A 16754-nucleotide genomic window follows, 5' to 3' on the forward strand; every position below is an offset into this window, starting at 1 on the left:
AGTTTTTTATCCGTTTTTTACGGCCCTTGCCAATTCACGGCCTCTTTCTTTTAATATCCGCTTATCTTCATCGCTGAGCTTACCCTGCCATTCATGGGATTCGATATTGGTCCACTTAAATTTTTCTATTTTTTCCTCGTATTCTTTTTTGGCTCCCCCTACCCAGCCCCAACTTCCTATGCGGAACACCTTTTTATTGATAAAGTGTTTTCTTTCAAAGAGGTCAAGGATATGGGCCATGGGCGGGAACATCTTGTACTCATAGGTAGGCATTGCCAATAAAAGACCTGCTGAGCGGTAGGCCTCGCCCAAAATAAAGGTAGCATCCGTGTCGGGAATTCTATAGATAGAATAAGGGACGCCTTCTTCATCTATGCCTTCAATAACCGCATCAAGGCCGGCCTTGGTATAGCCATACATTGAGCCCCAAATAATACAGATGGTCTTTTCCAACCCGCTTCCGGTTCCGGTATTATAATCTGCAAATTTTTTATAAAGATTTACGATTCGTGAAGGATTTCCCCTCCAAACAAGACCGTGACTCGGACAAATAAATTTAAGCTCAAGGGCGGCAAGTTTTTCGATTCCCTTGTTTACAAAGGTACTGAAACTTGCAACGATGTTTGCATAGTACCTAAGGGCTTCATTTTCAAAAAATTTAAGCTCATCTTCCGTGTGCTGATCATCGAAGATTTTTTCGCCTATACAGCCGTATGAGCCGAAAGCATCGCAAGAGAATAAAATTTTATCGTCAGGGTCATAGGTCATCATAGTTTCAGGCCAGTGGATATTGGGAGTTTCATAAAAAATAAGTTTTTTACCTCCGCCTAGGTCCAAAACCTCTCCGTCTTTTACTGCCCTTACCCCCTCGTTTATCTTAAAAAAGTTTTTGACAAGGGCAACACCTTTTGCAGAAGCCAAGATCTCAGCTTTTGGATTTTCTTGCCGCACAAGGCTTATAAGGTCTGCATGATCCGGTTCAAGATGGTTTAAAATTACATAGTCAAAAGAAGAAAATAAAAGTCCTATGGATTCAAGCTGCTTTCTGTAAGAATCTACCGAGCCGTCCCAGTCTTTTACTATATCTATAAGGGCTGTTTTTTCTCCCTTTACAACATAAGAATTTATAGAAACGCCGTGGGGCAATAACCATATACCCTCAAAGCGTGCAGTTCTGTCATGTATATCTGCATGAATACAATAAACGGATTCTGTAAGTTTTTTTGCTTCCATAAAATTGATACCTCCATAAGATAAAAGCTGCGGATTAAAAACTAACCCGCAGCTTAAATATTATCATAAGAAATGTATTTGCTCAAGAGAATTAACTTTTTTTTTTACGTAAAAGATATTAACAAGATTAGGGTATATTCCACAAAAAATCATAATTTTTTTATCTTAATCTTTACATATTTATTGTTTTATGATATACTTTCCCCTGGTAATGTATATTACCGACAAAAATACTTGGAGGACACTATGAAAAAAATTGTGGTGCTGATTGTAACACTGGTGCTGGCTTTTTCCTTGATCGCATGTGGAGGAAACAGTGCAGCAACAACTAAAACAAACGAAAGGCCCTTCGTTGTAGCTTCTGCCGAATTTAACGGCGACTTTTACTCAGGCTGGACAAATTCGACCTATGACAACGATATCCGGAAGTTGATTTGGGCATTCGGTCTTATGAACGAAAATGCCAAGGGTCAAGTTGAAGATTCGCTTCTCGTTGCAGAAAAAAAGGTAAGCGATGACCTCAAAACATGGACATTTAAGCTTGTAAAAGGTGCAAAATTCCACAACGGCGAAGCCCTTACTGCAAAGGACGTAAAGTTTACCTATGACTTTTACATGGACACAAAAGCTTTAAGCGATACGGGAGGATCGTCAACACTCAACGACTATGTTGAAAGTATTGAAATTGATGAAGCTGCAAATACCGTAACTTTCCATCTTAAAAAAGTCAGCTATACCATTGACACAGCCGTATTCAGTACTTATTACCTCTTCCCCGAAGAAACCTTCACAAAGGGTGCAAAGGAAGAAGGTCTTACAGTACAGCAGTATGTAAAAAAGCATATTTCAAACCCAATCGGCTACGGCCCCTACAAGATGGCCGAGTACAAGGAAGGCGAATATGTTAAGTTGGAAGCTTACAAAGATTATCTCGGCAAAGTACCTGCCATCAAAGAGGTAATCGTTAAAGTTGTTCCCAGCGAAACAGAACTTGACCAGCTCCTTCAGGGTGAAGTAGACATGCTGACAGGTCAAGGTCAAGCCGAAAAAATCGATCCCGTTAAAGATAAGCCCGGTTTTGCTTATACCAATTACTACAGACACGGAGGAGGAACAATCGCCCTCCACTGTAACTTCGGCCCCACTTCCCTTACGGAAGTACGCCAGGCCTTTGCCTATGTTCTTAACAGACCGAAAATCATCGAGCTTTTCTTAGGTCAATACGGTATTTCTTCTAACGGTCCCTACTCCAAAAACGACTGGCCCTTGTGGGATGATGATGAAGAAAACCTTATCGGTACTGCTGCCGTAGGTAAATTCGAAAGTACCTTAACAAGCTATGATATCTTGGATAAAGACGGAAAATTCGATGAAGCTGCAAATATTGCAAAAGCTCAAGAACTCCTTGATAAAGCAGCTGCAAGAACAGACGGAGATTATGCAAAACTTACAGGTAATGCAAAATCAGGTTATCTTTGGGAAGGAAAACCCCTTGAAATCAAGATTACTTACACGCCTTTCTGGTCCGATACATATAACCTCATATTTAATGATACTTATGTTTCAAAGCTCGGCTTTAAGATTAGTTTAACAGGTCTTGATTGGCCCGTAATGTACAGCCATTGGACAGGAGACACAAAAGAAGAAAGAACTTATCATGCTTTTGTAGGCGGTGTAGGTTATGTACTTAAAGCCAATCCCAAAGCCGACTATGCAACAAATCTTATTATGCCTTGGGGACAGCCCTCTAGCAACAACGTAATGTTCACAGGAGGTTCTTCATACACTCCTGCAGAATGGGACCAGTTGCTTGACGACATCGAAAATGTTCATCCCGTAACCGGAAGAGAAGAATACAGGAAAAACTGGAGAAAATTCGTAACCGTTATAAATAAAGAAGTTCCCGTTATCCCTGTTTACTCAAATAATTATTTTGACCTCTTTACAGATAAATTGGAAAACTTCCATACCACAGCTTTGTGGAACTGGGCAAGAGCTTTACCTGAAGCAAATTGGAAAAAATAATTAGTCCATTACTGATTGTTTAACTCAATCATAAGACCTCTTGTTTAATTTAAGCGGAGGTCTTATTTTTTACCTAAAGGAGATTTTATGGCAGATAATAATGTCAGCGGTTCAAAATCGCTGTTTGAAATCCTTTTTCCATATATTCGGTATATTTTCAAACGTTTAGTATCAATAATTCCGGTATTAATAATCATGTCGGTTGCTATATATATACTTATTAACATGATGCCGGGAGACCCGATACTGGCAATGCTTGATCCAGAAAAGACCAAGGCTATGACGCCGGAAGAAAGAGCCCTATATATTGAAAATATGAGAAAATTTTTAGGATACGATAAGGGCCCTGTAGAAAGATATTTTTTATGGATGGGCGATACTTTTCGAGGAGAATTCGGGTATTCGATAAAATACAATAAACCCGTAAACGAGTTTATAGGGACATATATAAAACGGTCTTTTAAAATAAATATTTGGGGCTTCCTTTTAGCCTTTTTAATTTCAATTCCTTTGGGAATTACGGCAGCGGTAAAAAAGAACAGCCTTTTTGATAAAACCGTAACGGTTTTGACAATAATAGGAATATCACTGCCTTCGTTTTTCTTGGCATTACTTTTAATAATGATATTTGTTATCTTTATGAAAATTCTGCCGTTTTCCGGAATGTCGGATCCGAGAGGAATCCTGCCCAGCTGGCATTATATCATATTACCGGTTACGGTAGTTGTTCTTACCTCTCTTGTAGGCCTAATCAGGTATATAAGGTCCGCTATGATAGACATCTTAAAATCCGATTATATAAGAACGGCAAGGGCAAAAGGTCTTGCAGAAAAGGTAGTTATATACCGCCACGCCTTCCAAAACGCTTTAATACCGGTTGTTACCCTCATCGGTTTATCAATACCGGCTCTATTCGGCGGTTCCATAATAGTAGAGAAAATATTTGCTTATCCGGGAATGGGATTATTGATGAATTATTCATATAGTTTTAAAGACAGGGCGGTCTTACAGACAGTACTTTTGTTTTTTGGCTTTCTTACATTGTTGGGAAACATCTTTATAGATGTAGGATATATGGTCGTAGATCCGAGAATTCGGGAAGGAAAGGTTTAAATGGCTAAAGAAGAAGACAAAAATTTCAGTGAAAAAGACGAAGTTATTCTATCCCCTACACAGCAGATAAGAATTAAATTCAAAAATAACAGACTGGCTATGATAGGCTTTTATATGTTTGTTACAATAGTCCTCCTTGTTGTAGTAACTCATTTCTATACCAAATTCACAGGCTATGATTTTGCAAAAACCGATCCTACAATAAGAAATAATCCGCCTTCTTGGGCACACCCCTTCGGAACGGACAAATACGGACGGGACACCTTTATGAGGGTTCTCGAAGGAGGTTGGATTTCTTTACAGGTAGGCTTTTTATCTACATTTATGGCAATAACCATAGGCTTAACTATGGGTGCAATTGCTGGTTTCTTCAGCGGAATGGTGGATAATATCATTATGAGGATTATTGAAATACTTTCCTCATTCCCCTTCTTAGCGATTGCCTATACAATTTCTGCTATATTTAGGGAAGAAGCGCCTGAATTTAGGCTCTATGTAATAGTTATAATCCTAGGATTTTTAAGCTGGACAGGTTTAGCCCGATTGATAAGGGGACAAATCTTGGGTTTAAGAGAACAGGAATTTATTGTAGCTACAAGGGCTTTGGGTATAAAAAGACGGAACCAAATTTTACGCCATCTGGTACCCAATGTGTTGCCTACCGTTGTAGTATCTGCAACCCTCACTTTTGCATACTCAATTTTGAATGAAGCATTTTTATCATTCTTAAACCTATCAGTAACGGAACCTATCCCGACATGGGGAGCTCTTTTATCGAAGGCGGCCGAAAACAGCACCAGCCTTAGAACCTTTTGGTGGATTTGGGTATTTCCCGGAACAATGCTCTTTTTATTTATAATGAGTATAAACCTCATCGGTGAAGGGCTTAGGGATTCTATCGATCCGAAAGCCGAATATACCACCAAAAAACAAAGAAAAGAAGCAAGGGCAAGGCGAAAAGAAGAAAAAATCCTTGCAAAACAGGCTAAGCAAGCAGCAAAGGAGGCGGCTGTATGAAAAATCCTCTACTTGAAGTTAAAAATTTACATACATACTTTTTTACGAACAAGGGTACGGTAAAAGCCGTCCAAGGTGTAGATTTTACAATCGAAGCCGGTAAAACTTTGGGAATAGTAGGAGAATCAGGCTCAGGTAAGTCCATTACAGCCTTTAGTATTCTCAACCTTCTTGAATATCCGGGTAGAATTGTTCAAGGAGAAATAAATTTCGGCGGAGTAAACCTTGTAAACTTAGACAAACATGAAATAAGAAAGATCAGGGGTAACGATATATCAATGATATTCCAAGAGCCTATGACCTCTCTTAACCCCGTTCACAGGGTAGGAAGACAGCTGAGCGAGCCTTTAATTCTTCATCAGCACATGTCAAAAAAAGAAGCATGGGCTGCCGCTATCGACCTTTTGCGGGAAGTAAAAATCCCCAATCCGGAGAACGTAGTTTATAACTACCCCTTCCAGCTTTCGGGAGGAATGAGGCAGCGTGTAATGATAGCGATGGCCTTGGCTTGCGAGCCCCGTCTTTTGATAGCCGATGAGCCTACAACAGCCCTTGACGTTACAATACAGGCACAAATCTTTAAGTTGATGAACGATTTAAAGAAAAAGCACAACACGGCAATCATGTTTATCACCCACGACTTGGGCGCCATTGCAGAATTGGCCGATGACGTTGCCGTAATGTACACGGGAGAAATCGTTGAAAGAGCTCCCGTAGATGTTATCTTTGACCGCCAGACTCAATTTTCTCATCCTTATAAGGAAGGCTTGCTTGAATCAATCCCTCTCTTGGATGAAGAAGTAGAATATCTCGCTCAAATTCAAGGAAGTGTACCTCATCCTCTTAAACTTCCCAAGGGCTGTAGATTTTCGACAAGGTGCGAGTATGCAACCGACAAATGCCGAAACGAAAAGCCCGAATTGGTTGAAGTAGAAGAAGGACACTTAATCAGATGCTTTTATCCGAAATCAGGAGGTAGACATGAGTAATATATTGTTGGAAACTCGGGGTCTTAAACAGTATTTTCCTACCGGCAAAACGCGGAATGAGAGAAAGAACCTCAAAAGAACAGCAAACGAAGCAATAGATCTTTACAAAAAAACATTCAATGCCGAAGCCGGCATAAATCAGCTTATTGATATGCATAAAAGCGGTAAGGACCTCGGCAAGGAGCTGACCGACCTAATTTTGGACTATGAAACCTATTCTGCCATGCATGGTCAAAACTTGTGCGTAATCGCCAACGACGGTATCGACCTCGTTATCCATGAAGGAGAAACCGTAGGCCTTGTAGGAGAATCCGGCTGCGGAAAGTCAACCTTAGGACGCACAATCCTAAAACTTTATAAGCCCACAGCAGGCGAAATCTTTTTTGAAGGTGAAAACATAACGAATTACACTGTACCTCAGATGATGCCCTTAAGAAAAAAGATGCAGATTATCTTCCAAGACCCCTACTCCTCTCTTAATCCTAAGATGACTGTAGGACAAATCATAGGCGAGGCCTTGCTTGAACATGGAATGTTCAATAAAAAAGACCCCGAGTATGAAAAGTATGTAAAGGAGATAATGAACACTTGCGGCTTGGCAGACTATATGATTTACAGATATCCTCATGAATTTTCAGGCGGTCAAAGGCAGCGCATAGGTATAGCACGTGCCCTCGCATTAAAACCCAAATTCATAGTATGCGATGAAGCCGTTTCAGCCTTGGACGTATCGATTCAGTCCCAGATCATAAACCTCCTCAATGACTTACAAAAAGAATTCCACCTATCCTATTTGTTTATTTCGCATGACCTTTCGGTTGTAAAGCACATAAGCGATAGAATCGGTGTTATGTATTTGGGAAATATGGTCGAATTTACCGATAAACGCGAAATGTATGCCAATCCTCTTCATCCTTATACAAAAGTCCTTCTTTCAGCCATTCCTGAAACGGACTTACAGAAGATGAGAACAAAGAGGCGAATCTTATTGGAAGGAGACATTCCGTCCAACATCATCACGCCCACAGGCTGTAAATTTCATACAAGATGCCCCATTGCAAAGGATATATGCAAACGCGAAGTTCCTCAATTTAAGGAAGAAAAACCGGGACATTTTGTTGCCTGCCACTTTAGCGGAGCGGAGCTGTAATGTTTTTTAGAGACCATGAGCATAGTTTAAAGTCAAAAAGGCGTCAAGCTATGGAAGAAAAGGAAGAATTGAATCATCTGCGGGAAGAAGCAAACCTTGAAAAAGGAGATGTGCCTGCCTTGATAATAGCAGCCCTTACAACCTTGCTGCCTATCGCAGCTATAATTGTATTAGCCTATTATCTGATATCAATGTTCGTCTTCGGCTAGACACTTAAACAAAAGGGATGTTCCTTTAAGGAGCATCCCTTTTTTCTCATCCGAACTTTATACAAAATAATCAAATTTACTATTGAAAGAGCGGCCTAGCCCGCTTCTCCGGTTTTTACCTTTTCAAGCTTCATTTCTTTTCCGGCAGCCAAGAGCTTTTTGCCCTCAATTTTAGGAATATAATCGTCTATCAATATGGGAGCGGCAAAGAAGGTATCTGCGTCTATCGCTGCCGGTTTTTGTGCGTAAAAAGCTTTTACGGCCTCATGGTCGGAAGGATCGGCATCGCCTTCAAGGATTACGGGCGTTCCGGGAGCGGCCCACGGGGCTTGAAGAAGCTCGACATGTTCTTTTTCTTCCTCATCGTACCAGCTTGCCGCCAAAAGCATACCCTTCGATTCGATGCCGCGCATTTTCCGAGGTTTTAGGTTGTCTGCAATTATGACGGTTTTTCCCAATATTTCGTCTTCTTTCAAAAAGGGTACAAGACCTGAAAGGATTGTTCTTTCTTCGCCGGAGCCGTCATCAAGCTTTTCGATATAGAGCTTATCGGCATCGGGATGCCTTTCGACAGATATAATCTTGGCGGTTTTTAAGGCAATCTTTTTTGAAAAAAGCTCGGCCGGAGGGAGTTTAGCTTCCGGCTTTGCAGAAGAAGCATCGGACTTTGAAGAACCGCCGTCCTTACAAGCTGCACAAGACTCTCCCGATTTTTTTCTGTCCTTTTGACTTCCCGAATAGCGTTCGCGATAGGCATCAATGACCTTGTTGTCGAGGGTCTTAAAGATGATTACGGGGTTTTCTACCGTTTTAAGCCCTTCCCTTTCACCTAAATTTTTCCATGAAAGGAATGAACCTTCCGGTTTATTAAATTGAGGGGCCTTACCGTCAAAGATATTTCCCGACCAAATCTTTTGTCCGAAAAAGCCTGCGGCCTGATCGGCGTATTGGGGCATGTAAGGATGAATTAAAATTAAAATATCCTTTATAAGATAGCAAAGCTCAGCCATAAGGGCTTCGGCATATTCAGGATCGGTTTCGCGCCTCTTCCAAGGCTCTCCATCTTGAAAGGCCTTGTTTGCAACTGAGGAGAGGGCAAAGGCTTCATGGAAGGAATCCCTAAGCTCGGCCCAGTCGGAAAGCTCCGTTATTTTTTTGAAGCTCGCAGAGGCGGCCTCCCTTAAAGATTTTACCATGCTCTTTATATCCTCCCGACCGGATTTTGCTCCGTCAACTTGAGGTATTTTACCCTCATAATAGCGGTGAACAAAAGTGGCAGTCCTGTTTACAAGATTGCAGAGGTTTCCGATAAGCTCGCTGTTGACCCTCTCCTGAAAATCCTTCCATGTAAACTGGGTGTCGTTCTTTTCGGGGCGGTTATAAAAGATGTAGAACCTCCACATATCGGCAGGGATACCGGATTCTTTGGCATCATTCCCGAAAACGCCCACTCCTTTCGACTTTGAGAATTTTCCGTTCTCGTAATTAAGGTACTCGGTGCCGGACATGTGAAAGAGTTTTGTCCAGTTTTTTCCGGAACCTATGAGAGAACAGGGGAAGATTACCGTATGGAAGGGAATATTATCTTTTCCGATAAACTGAAAAAGCTCTACATCATTTTGATCAAGCCACCATGCCTTCCAATCCTTTCCGGCAAGGTCTGCCCAGCACTTTGTTATCGAAATATAGCCGATTGGAGCGTCAAACCATACATAAAAAACCTTGTCTTCAAAGCCTTCTTTGGGCACGGGGATTCCCCATTTAAGGTCCCTTGTTATAGCCCTTTCTTGAAGGCCGTCCCTAAGCCAGCTTTTTGACATTTGAAGGGCATTGTTTGACCACCTTCCCACCTCTGCCGTTTTAGGCATCCAGTTTTCGTATTCCGGTACGATTTTGGGAAGGTTTATATAAAGATGGGTTGTAGAGCGAACTTCGGGAGATGCCCCGCAAGAGGAACAACGGGGTTCTTTTAAATCGGTAGGATCTAAAAGTTTTCCGCAATGCTCGCACTGGTCGCCCCTTGCTCCGTCATAGGAACATGAAGGACAGGTACCCAATACATAGCGGTCGGCCAAAAAGCGCTTACAGGATGGGCAGTAAAGCTGTTCTATAGTGTGCTCGGTAATATAACCGTTTTTATCGAGGTCATTAAAAATACCCTGAGTTATTTCGGTCTGCTGCGGTGTAGAAGTTCTTCCAAAATAGTCGAAAGCAATATTAAACCAATTGTATATTTCAGCATGAATTGCATGATAAAAGGCACATAGATCTTGAGGTGTCTTATTTTCTTCGAGAGCCTTTGTTTCGGTAGCGGTACCGTATTCGTCGGTGCCGCAAATATAAAGGGTTTCATATTCTTTTAAGCGGCAAAAGCGCGCAAATACATCAGCGGATAATACTTGAATTAAATTTCCCAAATGGGGAAAGTTATTTACATAGGGCAAAGCCGAGGTTACTAATTTTCGTTTCATGGAAATGATTATGGATTATTATCAAAAAAAAATCAACTACCCGCATTAGCTTGCGGTTAGTTAGTCTGCGGAAAAACGGAAGAGGCAGGAATCGAACCTGCCATTGCGAATTATGCAACCTACGGTTTTGAAGACCGCGGGAGCCACCAGACCCCATCTGCTTCCGCAAGGACTATACACAAAATCGGAGCTTTTGTCTAGGGGTGGTTTTGATTATAATAAACCGCACTTATACTAAATTCTCAGTAAAACGGTACCTTCTGCATCCGAATATTTTGGATAGGTTATAATTTCCAGCCCCATTCCAAGGGAATCTAAATAATCGATTAATGTAGAAATCTTCAAATCTTTTCTTTTTTCAATTTTTGATACCGAAGATTGAGAAAAATTAGCCATCTCGGATTGTTTTATATTTTGCCCTTCTCGAAGCTGCGCAAGTCTTATTGCCATAATATCTTGTTCAGCTTTTATATAAGCTCTTTTTACTGATTCAGGATTCATTTTACTTTCCATTATTTTAATAGCATCTTTCATTTTCAAATTTCCCTCTCATGTGTTTCAATAATTTTTTCGGATTCCGCAATTAAATCCTTATAAAATTTATTTTGATTTTTTCCTTTTTTATCTCCTCCCATAAGAAGATAAGCATTTCTTTTTTTATCAAAATAATAAGCTACTCTTAAAATATGAGCTTCCGTCTTATTTCGTAATTCTTTAAGATTTTTGTATTTTTTTGATCCATGTAAAGTATCAGAATAGGGACGCGGTAGATTCGGTCCAAATTCTCTCAACAGAATTACTCTTTCCAACACAGCTTCTTTACTTTCATCATCCAAAGTATCAAACCAAGTTTCATATTCCGGAGACATACCTACTTCCCACATAATTTAATTATATTCACTTAAGTGAATATTGTCAAGATTCCTCTTGATAATACTGTGCTTGGGCGTTCCACAATTTACTGTAAAGGCCGTCTTCCGCTAAAAGTTCTTCGTGGCTGCCTTCTTGAACTATGCAGCCTTCGTCAAAGACCAAAATATGGGAACAAAACTTACAGGAAGAAAGGCGGTGCGAAATATACAGGGAGGTTTTGTTTTTTACAAGGCCGTCGAATTTGGAATAGATTTCGGCTTCTGCAATGGGGTCGAGGGCGGCGGTAGGTTCGTCCAAGATTATGAGGGGAGCATCTTTATAAAGGGCTCGGGCTATTGCAATCTTTTGCCCCTCCCCGCCTGAAATGTTTACGCCTTCATCATCGAAGTTTTTATAAAGATAAGTTTCCTCCGCATTTTTAAACTTAGAAAGATCGAGGCCGGTATTTTTTAAAACTTCCAAGACCTTGAGTTTATCGTAAGCCTCTCCGCCCGAAATGTTTTGGGCAAGGGGGAGAGCAAGTAGTTTAAAATCTTGAAAGACTACGGAAAAAAGATTTAGGTATTCTTTATAGTCATATTCTTTTATATTTTTTCCGTTAAAAAGAATTTCGCCTTCTACCGGGTCATAGAGGCGGCAGAGGAGTTTTACAAATGTAGTCTTACCGCTCCCGTTTTTACCGACTACGGCAAGCCGCTCGCCCTGCCTTAAAGTAAGGTTTAAATTCTTTAAAACGGTCTTTTCGGAATCGGGATAAGCAAAGGAAACGTTTTTAAATTCTATAAGAGGCTTATCAAGCGGTTGATAATTGACCGGAGCATTGTTCATACACATTCCGTTTTTTATATCCAAGAAGTCAAACACATCCTTTAAAAATTCCCTATTGTTTTTTGCCTCCCCTGCAACCGTAAATATTTCGGTGAGGGCAGAAGAAAGGGCTGTGATGCTTGCCGCATATTGCATGAGGTTTCCGGCGGGGAAAGCTCCTCCTAAAGCCTTTAGTCCCACAAAGCCGTAAATGATTATTAAAAGAGAGGTAGAAATAAAGGCCGATAAAAAGGCAAAAAAGCCCATCTCCTTTTTTGCATACTGTGACATCTTTCCGCCCGGTACAAAAATATTACTGGAAGCTCTTATTATATTACCCTGTCTTTGCTGGCCGTACATACGCACATCCATTGCTCGGTTTTTTTCGTTAAAGAGTCTAAAGAAAAAACTAAACACCCTGTTTCCTTCTGTGGCATCCTCCGAAACAATTGCCCAGTAGGAATCGGACATTGTTTGAAGCTTTGCAGGAATGAGGATTAAAAGTATAATACTAAAAAGAATTACAAAGATAAACAAAGGATTGTTTAAAAAGGCCAATTCAGGACTTTGAACCTTAAAGCTAAAAAGGCTTATACTCAAGGCGAGCGAAGTAATAACGGAGGTAAGATGAGTAGAACACTTTGGATATATCCATAGGATTTTTTCCAAGCCCCAGCCTCCGTAATTTGTATTTTGCCACATCCTTGTATAAATCTCATTTGTTTTTGCGGATTCCACATCTTGAAAGTCCATGCTTAAAAATTTTTGAACATAGATATCTTGCAGTTTATAATCAACGCTCCAACCTTCATAGTTTGCCCATCTTTTAAATAAGGAAGAAACGAACATGCAGACAGCCGTTAAAATAAGAGAGAGTAAAACCAAAGTTTTGATTTTTGATAAATCTCCTTTCCCCGAATAAATTAAAACAAGCTCGTTTATAATCCTTGCCGAAAAGAAAATACCTATAAAGGGCAAAAGGCTTGTAAAAACTTTTTCTCCAAACACGGAAATAAAAAACAAAGGAGCCTTTTTAAAGAGAAGCAAAAAAGCCCGCCGATTCAAACCCTTGTTATGTCTTTTTTGATTATATCCTTTTTCAGTTCTCATCAGATTTCCCCTAAACCTTCAGGCAATTCTTTATCCTGTTCTTCCTTATAATACTTGCTTTGTACTTCAAAAAGATGAGCGTACTCACCGCCCTTTTTTAAAAGAGAATCATGAGTGCCTTCTTCGATTATTTTTCCGTCTTTTATAAAAATAATCCTGTCACAAAAGCGGGTGGAAGCAAGCCTGTGCGAAATAAAAATAGAAGTTTTGTCTTTCGATAAATCGTTATACTTAGTATAAAGCTCATGTTCAGCGATAGGGTCCAAGGCTGCCGTCGGTTCATCCAATATTAAAAAGGGCCTGTCATTGTAAAGAGCCCTTGCAAGTAAGAGCTTTTGAGTTTCGCCGCCCGAAAATTCTACGGCATCAAAGAAGATATCCTTACAAAGACGGGTTTCTTCTTTTTGGGGAAGAGTTTGAACCTTATCGTAAAGGCCCGAAAGCTTTAGCACCTCTTCAATCCTCTCCTTGTTAATACCCTCGCGGGCTTGTGCAATGTTTACAGCAATACTGGTAGGCAAAATAGAAAACTCCTGAAAGACCGCACTAAAGCACTTATAGTATTCGCTTCGGTTAAATTCTTTTATATTTTTTCCGTTAAACAAAACCTCTCCTTGAGTAGGATCATAAAGCCCGGTAATCAATTTTACAAGGCTTGTTTTTCCTGCTCCGTTTAAGCCGACAATGGCAAGCTTTTCTTTGGGCTTCAAAGTCAAATTGAACCTATCCAAAACAGGAGTTCCGCCTTCCGAATATAAAAGGCTTACATCTTTTAGCTCGATGAGGTTTTCTTTTTGTAGAGGAACTTTTTCCCCTTTTTCAAATAGATAATCTTCTTTAAATTCAAAAAATTCTCTAAGGCGTGAAATATCCAGACTTTGCTTATGCAAAACGGAAAACCGATTTAAAATACCGCTTACCCATTGAGTAAAAGTTCCCGCTGCGGCAAAATAAAGAATAAATTGGGGAACGCTTATATTTTTTTGTAAGACAAGACTTATCAGCCAATAATAAATAAGACCGTTCCGCAAAAATGTTAAAACAAGGTCTGCAAGGTCGGCAAAAAAATAACGCTTTTCTCCTTTGAGGTGAAAATTGCTGTAAAGCCTTAAATGCTTTTCATATAATTCTTTAAGCCAAGCCTCCATTCCGAAAAGGCGGATATCCTTTGCAAGCTGCTTATTTTTTCCTGTTTGGGTTATGTAGCGTAAATGATTTACATGCTTATTTTCTTCATCACGCCTCTTATACATCCAAGAGCTTACACTGTTGGTGATAAAAAAGCTCACACAAGTTGTCAAAAGGGTAATTAAAATTATATTAAGGTTTAAGGAAGCAAGGATAACAAGATAGATGATAAAGCAAAGAAGATATTGGAGAAGTTCCTGCAAGGTAGTCCAAATAGCTTCGGTTGATTCCCAGTTAGCATCGGTAACATCCATCGCCTTATTTTTCTTTGCTTCAAAATCCTTATTATCCAAGTTATTATAGGAAGTGTTCATCGCCTTACTGCCTATCATAAAAATAAGTTCACTCCTAACTCCAATCCGCCCGAATAGATGGTTCGTTCGCAGATAAGAGAGGAGTCCGCGTAAAAGCATTAAAGAAAAAGCAAAGGCAAAAATAGTTATTAAAAGATTTTTAATGGGAGCATTGCTTTGAATAAGGCTCAAAACCGCAGGCGCAAAAAATATCGAAATTAAATTATCTCCAACATATAAAAGAGATTCCAGTAAAATCAAAACAGGCACCGACTTATAAGTCCTAAAAGATGTTTTAAGCATAAACCAAACATTGCTTAAAATGCCGTATTTTATAGGTTCTTCTTTTTTTTCCTCTTTTTCCATAAGGGAAGATGATAACATAAATAAAGGGAAGTGTCAAAGGCAGATAATTTAACCGCAGAGGATGCAAAGCGTTGAGCACACGCTCAACTTCGCGAAGATTTTTTTAAATAATTCTTACAAATATGACACTCTACATAATATTTAATAAGGCCTAAAATGCTTTAACTTAGTTCCCCCGATTGTCAATTATCGAAGCTTTTTGCTATAATACAACACATGGAAAATTCGCAACTGATTGAGAGCTTTGAAGCTCTTTTTAATGTAATTAAAAGATTAAGGGGGCCGGGAGGCTGTCCATGGGATATAGCTCAAACCCCTATGAGTATGCGCAAGTCCCTTTTGGAAGAAGCCTATGAGGCAGCTGACGCAATAGAAGAACACCATAGTACCGGACAAAACGCCGAGCATGTAAAAGAAGAACTCGGCGATATTCTTTTAAACGTACTTATGATTTCGTATATGTACGAACAAGAAGGTCTTTTTTCAACTGCCGATATTATGAAAAATCTTACCGAAAAACTGATAAGAAGGCATCCTCATGTTTTCGGGGAAACGGAAGGCTATGAAGGGCCTGAAAGCGATAAAAAGGCTTCGACTCCGGAATCCGTTTTAAACCAATGGGAAAACATAAAAGAAAAAATAGAAAGACCTAAGGCCGAATCAATTTTGGATTCAATTCCTAAAAATTTTCCGCCGATGCTGAGGGCCTTAAAGATTTCAAAAAAGGCAGCAAAGGCAGGTTTTGAATGGACTGAAATCGGCGGCCTTATCAAAAAGATGGAAGAAGAAACGGCCGAATTTGCCGAAGCCGTTAAATCCGGCTCTGAAGCAGCTATGGAAGACGAGATAGGAGATGTATTCCTTGTTGCTGTCAATGCCGCCCGTTTTTTAAAGATAGATCCCGAAATGGCTTTGATGCATGCAAACAAAAAATTTGAAAGACGGTTCCGGTTTGTTGAGGCCGAAATGAAAAAAAACGGCCTTGAGCTTTTAGCTGAAAATTGGGAAAAGATGGAAGAATTCTGGAATGAGGCAAAACTTAAAGAAAAGGCTAAAAATTAGCGGGCATAAAAAAAGAGTTTTGCTTAAATGCAAAACTCTTTTTTTTTAGTTTTTGGCTGAAATACCGACAAGCTCAATGTCAAAGATCAAAACAGCATTGCCGGGAATTATAACCGTACCGCCCTGAGCAATTCCCTGTTCTCCATAAGCCAATGCCGGCGGAACATAAAGTCTGAATTTTGCACCGGCACTCATCAACTGTAAGCCTTCTTTCCAGCCGGGAATCACCCTTGATAATTGGATTTTTACGCTGGAACCGCTTTTATATGAATCGTCAAAAACAGTTTCGTCTATAAGTTTTCCGATATAGTTAACTTCAACCTCATCGTCTTCATTAGGATGAATATCATCTTTACCTTTAGAAAGAACCTCATACTGCAAACCCGATTCGGTAACAACAACACCCTCTTTAGCCTTGTTTTTTTCCAAAAAGGCATTGGCTTCTTCAAGAGCCTTTGCAGCCTTTTCCTCTTGAGCCATTTGGAAGGCCTTATTTAAAACCATCTGAGCATCAGAAAGACCGGTTTCCTTAAAGTCTTTGGCCATTGCTGCATTATAGCCCTTTAAAATATGCTTAGGGTTGAGTTTTATACCGTCTTGCTTTGCACTTTGTGCGATGATAACGCCGAAGGCATAGCCCACCTCTTCCTCGGTTACCGAATTTTTTTCTTTTTCATCGGCTGCATTGTTCTCGGAAGAAACTTCAGTTTCCGCTTTTTTGTCCTTACAGGCTGTAAATGCAAAAAACAAGCAGGCACAACATAAAACAAGAGTAAAATTTTTAATAAATTTCATAGAATAAATCCTTATAAATATAAAATATATAGAAGGCGTAAGAATATCAGTCT

14 protein-coding genes and 1 tRNA gene are annotated in these 16754 nt (G+C 39.9%); 7 read left to right on the forward strand and 8 right to left on the reverse strand.

Going from position 1 to position 16754, the window contains the following annotated elements:
• Positions 1–6 precede the first annotated feature (6 nt).
• Positions 7–1233 (reverse strand): FprA family A-type flavoprotein, encoded by a 1227-nt coding sequence (locus tag HO345_RS07825; protein WP_253682377.1) that lies wholly within the window; start codon positions 1231–1233, stop codon positions 7–9.
• Between the two features lie 246 nt (positions 1234–1479).
• Here HO345_RS07825 and HO345_RS07830 point away from each other — a divergent pair, with 246 nt between their 5' ends.
• The 6 genes from HO345_RS07830 to HO345_RS07855 all read left to right on the forward strand — a co-directional run bounded on the left by HO345_RS07830 (position 1480) and on the right by HO345_RS07855 (position 7736).
• Entirely contained in the window at positions 1480–3258 is a 1779-nt protein-coding gene (locus HO345_RS07830) for an ABC transporter substrate-binding protein (protein ID WP_010696640.1), read from the forward strand.
• A gap of 87 nt (positions 3259–3345) precedes the next feature.
• Entirely contained in the window at positions 3346–4371 is a 1026-nt protein-coding gene (locus HO345_RS07835) for an ABC transporter permease (protein WP_010696638.1), read from the forward strand.
• Entirely contained in the window at positions 4372–5388 is a 1017-nt protein-coding gene (locus HO345_RS07840; RefSeq protein WP_002677544.1) for an ABC transporter permease, read from the forward strand.
• Entirely contained in the window at positions 5385–6377 is a 993-nt protein-coding gene (locus tag HO345_RS07845; protein ID WP_253682379.1) for an ABC transporter ATP-binding protein, read from the forward strand. Before HO345_RS07840 ends, HO345_RS07845 begins: the two co-directional genes overlap by 4 nt.
• Positions 6370–7527, forward strand: coding sequence for an ABC transporter ATP-binding protein (locus tag HO345_RS07850; RefSeq protein ID WP_253682381.1), 1158 nt, complete (start codon positions 6370–6372; stop codon positions 7525–7527). Before HO345_RS07845 ends, HO345_RS07850 begins: the two co-directional genes overlap by 8 nt.
• On the forward strand, positions 7527–7736 hold the full coding sequence (locus tag HO345_RS07855) for a hypothetical protein (RefSeq protein WP_253682382.1): 210 nt from the start codon (positions 7527–7529) through the stop codon (positions 7734–7736). The genes HO345_RS07850 and HO345_RS07855 overlap by 1 nt, the downstream gene beginning before the upstream one ends.
• A gap of 95 nt (positions 7737–7831) precedes the next feature.
• Here HO345_RS07855 and metG read toward each other — a convergent pair whose 3' ends face one another.
• The 6 genes from metG to HO345_RS07885 all read right to left on the reverse strand — a co-directional run bounded on the left by metG (position 7832) and on the right by HO345_RS07885 (position 14844).
• Positions 7832–10207, reverse strand: coding sequence for a methionine--tRNA ligase (gene metG, locus HO345_RS07860; RefSeq protein ID WP_253682384.1), 2376 nt, complete (start codon positions 10205–10207; stop codon positions 7832–7834).
• A 76-nt stretch (positions 10208–10283) separates the two neighbouring features.
• A tRNA-Sec gene (locus HO345_RS07865) sits at positions 10284–10372 on the reverse strand.
• Between the two features lie 69 nt (positions 10373–10441).
• Positions 10442–10741 (reverse strand): helix-turn-helix domain-containing protein, encoded by a 300-nt coding sequence (locus tag HO345_RS07870; RefSeq protein ID WP_002693248.1) that lies wholly within the window; start codon positions 10739–10741, stop codon positions 10442–10444.
• Positions 10742–10743: 2 nt separating this feature from the next.
• A complete protein-coding gene (locus HO345_RS07875) occupies positions 10744–11076 on the reverse strand; it encodes a type II toxin-antitoxin system RelE/ParE family toxin (RefSeq protein WP_002677537.1) in 333 nt (110 codons plus the stop codon).
• Between the two features lie 46 nt (positions 11077–11122).
• The gene (locus HO345_RS07880; protein ID WP_253682385.1) at positions 11123–12997 is read right to left on the reverse strand and encodes an ABC transporter ATP-binding protein; all 1875 of its coding nucleotides are present in this window, start codon (positions 12995–12997) and stop codon (positions 11123–11125) included.
• Positions 12997–14844: an ABC transporter ATP-binding protein gene (locus tag HO345_RS07885; RefSeq protein ID WP_253682387.1), complete on the reverse strand. Its 1848-nt coding sequence runs from the start codon at positions 14842–14844 to the stop codon at positions 12997–12999. The genes HO345_RS07880 and HO345_RS07885 overlap by 1 nt, the downstream gene beginning before the upstream one ends.
• Positions 14845–15060: 216 nt before the next feature.
• Here HO345_RS07885 and mazG point away from each other — a divergent pair, with 216 nt between their 5' ends.
• Positions 15061–15906, forward strand: coding sequence for a nucleoside triphosphate pyrophosphohydrolase (gene mazG / locus HO345_RS07890; RefSeq protein WP_010696621.1), 846 nt, complete (start codon positions 15061–15063; stop codon positions 15904–15906).
• A 45-nt stretch (positions 15907–15951) separates the two neighbouring features.
• Here mazG and HO345_RS07895 read toward each other — a convergent pair whose 3' ends face one another.
• Entirely contained in the window at positions 15952–16701 is a 750-nt protein-coding gene (locus HO345_RS07895) for an FKBP-type peptidyl-prolyl cis-trans isomerase (RefSeq protein ID WP_253682389.1), read from the reverse strand.
• Between the last annotated feature and the right edge of the window lie 53 nt (positions 16702–16754).

Origin of the sequence: Treponema denticola, assembly GCF_024181645.1 — a bacterium.
GTDB lineage: Bacteria > Spirochaetota > Spirochaetia > Treponematales > Treponemataceae > Treponema_B > Treponema_B denticola_A.